Source organism: Bradyrhizobium sp. Arg816, assembly GCF_029989365.1.
Lineage (GTDB): Bacteria > Pseudomonadota > Alphaproteobacteria > Rhizobiales > Xanthobacteraceae > Bradyrhizobium.
Map to the genome: position 1 here is coordinate 1 of NZ_JAPRAQ010000248.1, position 436 is coordinate 436.

Below are 436 nucleotides of genomic sequence, written 5' to 3' on the forward strand. Positions count from 1 at the left end.
ATATCTTTAGGGTTATCTGAGATGATTTGCTCATGGCAGAGATATTTAACTATCTTAATGTTGTCATCTTTATAATCTATTAACCACTTTCTGTGTGCTTTCATATACCCTCCATTTTTTTTTGCTTTTGAAATGGCTGATTCATCGCCTACTTGTGCTATTAATAATTCTTTTGCTTTACCTTCAGTGATGTTATTCTTAATAAAATGTATTGCATCACTCAGACCAAGATGATGTGTTAAATATATAAGTTTGGCTTTTCCAGCATCATTAAGTCCGTCGATATTATATCCTGCCATTTTCAGAGATGCTAAATTTGCGACGCCATAATCAACTGCGGCCATAATGGCATATTCCGGTTTAAATCGCAGATTTAACCATTGCTGTATCTCTGCCGTTGCGTGAACCGGGTACGGCGTTATTCCTGTGATATATC

1 protein-coding gene is annotated in these 436 nt (G+C 36.0%); it reads right to left on the bottom strand.

Translation table 11 applies throughout. The features are described 5' to 3' along the window. On the bottom strand, positions 1–344 hold a 344-nt coding region (locus tag OWC48_RS46740; RefSeq protein WP_282526029.1), incomplete at its 3' end, for a hypothetical protein. Between the last annotated feature and the right edge of the window lie 92 nt (positions 345–436).